The organism is Nocardiopsis nanhaiensis (genome assembly GCF_054778635.1).
This window is the reverse complement of sequence record NZ_BAAGZJ010000164.1, coordinates 1-3,342: the sequence shown is the minus strand read 5'-3', so window position 1 is coordinate 3,342 and position 3,342 is coordinate 1. Positions and strand designations below refer to the sequence as shown.

Annotated in this window: 1 protein-coding gene and 1 pseudogene; both read left to right on the top strand. The window is 72.4% G+C overall.

What is annotated here, in order from left to right:
• On the top strand, nt 1-2,337 hold a 2,337-nt coding region (locus tag ACYVD1_RS34480), incomplete at its 5' end, for a MinD/ParA family ATP-binding protein (RefSeq protein ID WP_460778676.1).
• Between the two features lie 776 nt (nt 2,338-3,113).
• Nucleotides 3,114-3,342 (top strand): annotated as a pseudogene (locus tag ACYVD1_RS34475) (HNH endonuclease); the annotation flags it as partial.

Sequence of the window (3,342 nt, the reverse complement as noted above, 5' to 3'; positions counted from 1 at the left end):
CCGAAGGACCGGCCCGAGCCGCGCCGCAAGGGCCGGCCGCACGCCGCCCCGTGGGCGATCGGCGCGGAAGGTGAGCGGCCGGCCAAGGGCCGGGGCGACTACCCGGACCTGTCCGACTACGCCGCCCGCTACGCGGCCGCCACGGGCAGGCCTGCCGCGGCCAAGAACGTCTCGGCCGCCCCGTGGCTGCCTCCGGCCTCCGCCGACCCGGAAGGGCAGGGCGCCGAGGAGAAGGCAGGACCAGAGGAGACGACCGGCCCCGAGGGCAGGGCCGCCGCGGCTGAACAGGAGTCCCGGGCCGACAGTGCGCCCGGCGAGGTCGGCGGTGCCGATCACATCGGCCGTTCCGAGGCGGGCCCGCAGACCTCGCACGCCGCCCGTTCGGCGCCGCAGGCCAAGCCGCCGCTGGAGCTGGACCACGGCACCGGCGAGCAGGCGGCCATGCCGGTGGAGCCCGGGGAGGAAGACACCGGTGAGCGCGGCCCGGAGTGGACCGAGCACATGTCCGTGCTCGACCAGCACCTGATCAAGGCCGACACCCCGGCCCCGCCGCGCCCCAAGTTCGCCGACGCCGTGCCCTCCAAGGAGCGGGACAGCGAGAACCGGGATCCGTCCGAGTGGTTCGACGACGGCAAGCGCCACCACCCGGACCAGCCCAGGGTCGGTGACCGCGACAACCCTGTCATCGCGGTCAGCGAGATCCGCGAGGAGCGCCGCGCCGCCGCGCAGGCCCGCGAGCAGGAGGCCCGCGAGCAGGAGGCCCGCGAGCAGGAGGCCCGGGAACGGGCGGCAGAGGAGGAGGCCGCGGCGGCTGAGCGGCGTGCCGCGGATGAGGCTGCCGAAGCGGCCAACGACCCCAAACCGTCCACCCAGCTGGACCACGGAACCGGCGAGCTCGTGAGCTTCGTCGAGGTCCGCAAGGAGCCGAAGGCCGAGCCCGAACCCGAGCGCAAACCCGAAGCCAGGCCCGAAGCCAGGCCCGAAGCCAAAACCGAGCCCGAACCGGCCCGCCGTCCCACAGAGTCGGAGCTGGCCGAAGCCGAGGAGGCGGCCCTGCGCTCCCGGCGCCGGGAGCCCGCCCCTGCCTCGGAGGCACCGAGCGAGCCGGGTACCGAGGGCGCGGTCGGGCACGACCCCCATGACGGGGTCTTCCACCGGGTCGCGCAGAACGCCCGGCGAATCGGCCAGCTCTTCGGACAGACCGCACCGGGTGAGGAACCGGACCCGCCCAAGCGCTCCGAGCCCGAAACCGGCGCGGCGGCCGGGCACGGCGCCCCGTCGGCTTCCGAACCCGCGGCCGACACCGGACATACCGGGTACGCCCAGGCCCGTGAAGAGTCCGCACAGGAGGAGCCCGCCAAGCCGGACCTGGAGCTGGATCACGGCACGGGCGAGCAGGACCGCCTGGGCGACACCCCCAGCGGGGTCCCCGCGCAGCGTCCCGAACCCCCGCCGGCCAAGACCGCCGAACCCGCTGCGGAGTCCGGCGGTACCCGCGGCTGGCGCCGCCTGGCCAAGGTCGTGACCGGGGGAGCGGCCCCGGTCCGCTCCGACCTGCCCGCCAGCGACATCGAACGGTTGCGCTCCCCGCTCGCCGAACCGCGCTCCCTGGTCGTCCTCGGCTGCACGGGCGGCGCCGGGCAGACGGTGACCGCCCTGATGATCGGGCACACCCTCGCCGCGCACCGTGACGACCGGGTGGTGGCCGTCGACGTCAACCCCGGGCCGAACGGGCTGTCCCGCCGGATCGGCGCCCAGGCCCCGGAAACCCTCACGGCCCTGCTGGCCAACGCGGACTCCGTGGACGAGTACGAGCGGATGCGCGCCTACGCGGGCCGCGCCGGTACCGGTCTGGAGGTCGTACAGACACTCGACGACCCCTACGTGCAGACCTTGGACGACCGCGACTACGGGCAGCTCTCGAACCTGCTCGGCGGGTTCTACGGGGTCACCCTGCTGGACCCGGCCGCCACCGGTGTGGCCCGGGCGCTACCGGTCGCTGACGGGCTGATCCTGGTCGCTCCGGCCAGCGCGGACGCCGAGCGCGCGGTCTCGATGACCTTCGAGTGGCTCGACGGCAACGGTTACAGCAACCTCAGGGCCAACTCGGTCCTGGTCGTCAACGGTGTGAGCAAGCGCAGCCTGCCGGACGTGGACGCCGCCGAACGCGTGGCCCGCGGCCGCTGCCGTGCGATCGTGCGGATTCCGTGGGACGACCACCTGGGGTCCTCGTACACCAAGATCGACGTCGGTGCCCTGCGCTCGGCCACCAAGCGCGCCCACGGTGCCCTGGGCGGGGTCCTCGTGAATTCGGTGGCCCCGGCCTCGACCTCCTGATGTTGCCTTCGGAAGGTTGGCACCTGTGAATCGGTGCCTAGAGGCGATAGCGGAAGTGGGGTGGGCGGATCTGTAGGGGCGTCACCGGTGGGCGGGGTTTGCTGCTGGTGCGGGTGGTTTCCCCGTTTCCTGCCGCTTGATGGTGGCCGTCTCCGCTGCGCGCGTCAAGGTCGTCGCCATCGAGCGCTTCGCGCGTCAGTGGCGCTCCACCTTGACCCGCTTCGCTGCGACGGCGGGTCGGCGGCTATCAGGAAACGGGGGACGTGTGGTCGGGGAGGCGATGGCCCCTTCGGGGCCCGGAGGGCCCCTACGGCACAAGCACGGCCTGGCGGCCGTCAGCTGCCACTCCGCCGGAGCGGTGACGCCTGGCGGTGTCGCGGCCGGTCATGGTGTGTGGCGGACCACGGCGGCCTTCGGCCGGTGCCTGCCCCTGCGCCGGAGCGTTGACGGCTACGGGTGTCGCGGCCGGTCAATGCGCGAGGCGAAAAAGAACCCAGAAACCTGGAATTCCAGGTGGGCATAAACACCACACCAGGTGGCCTGAATTGGGGGCTAGAAGAAAGCCAGGGGGCACCCCTGGAGAAAGTCATGAATTCAGTTCGGGCCAGCGGAAGTCTTCCATTCTCCGGCCTTTTCTCTTACAATGGAAGAATGGTGATCTCTCCTGAAGCACCCACCACCACCGGGCACACCCCGGTGGATACCGCGGTGGCCGCTGCCCGGGACGAGACCACCGCCTTCTTTAACCGGGACGTGCCCCTGGGGCGGCGGGTGAGGTGCTGGACCAGGCCACCCGGGTGTGGGAACACCTCGACCAGATCAAAGTCAGTATGGCCGCCCGGCTGGCGCAGCTGGAGGCCACCGGGCAGTTGTTGGAGCAGGGCGGGCAGAAGAGCCTGGAGGCGTGGCTGCGCCACGCCTTCGGCATTCCTGCCGCCCAGGCCAACGACCTGGCCCTGATCGGGCGCGCCGAATTCCGCCAGGACATGGCCCCCACCCTTCAGG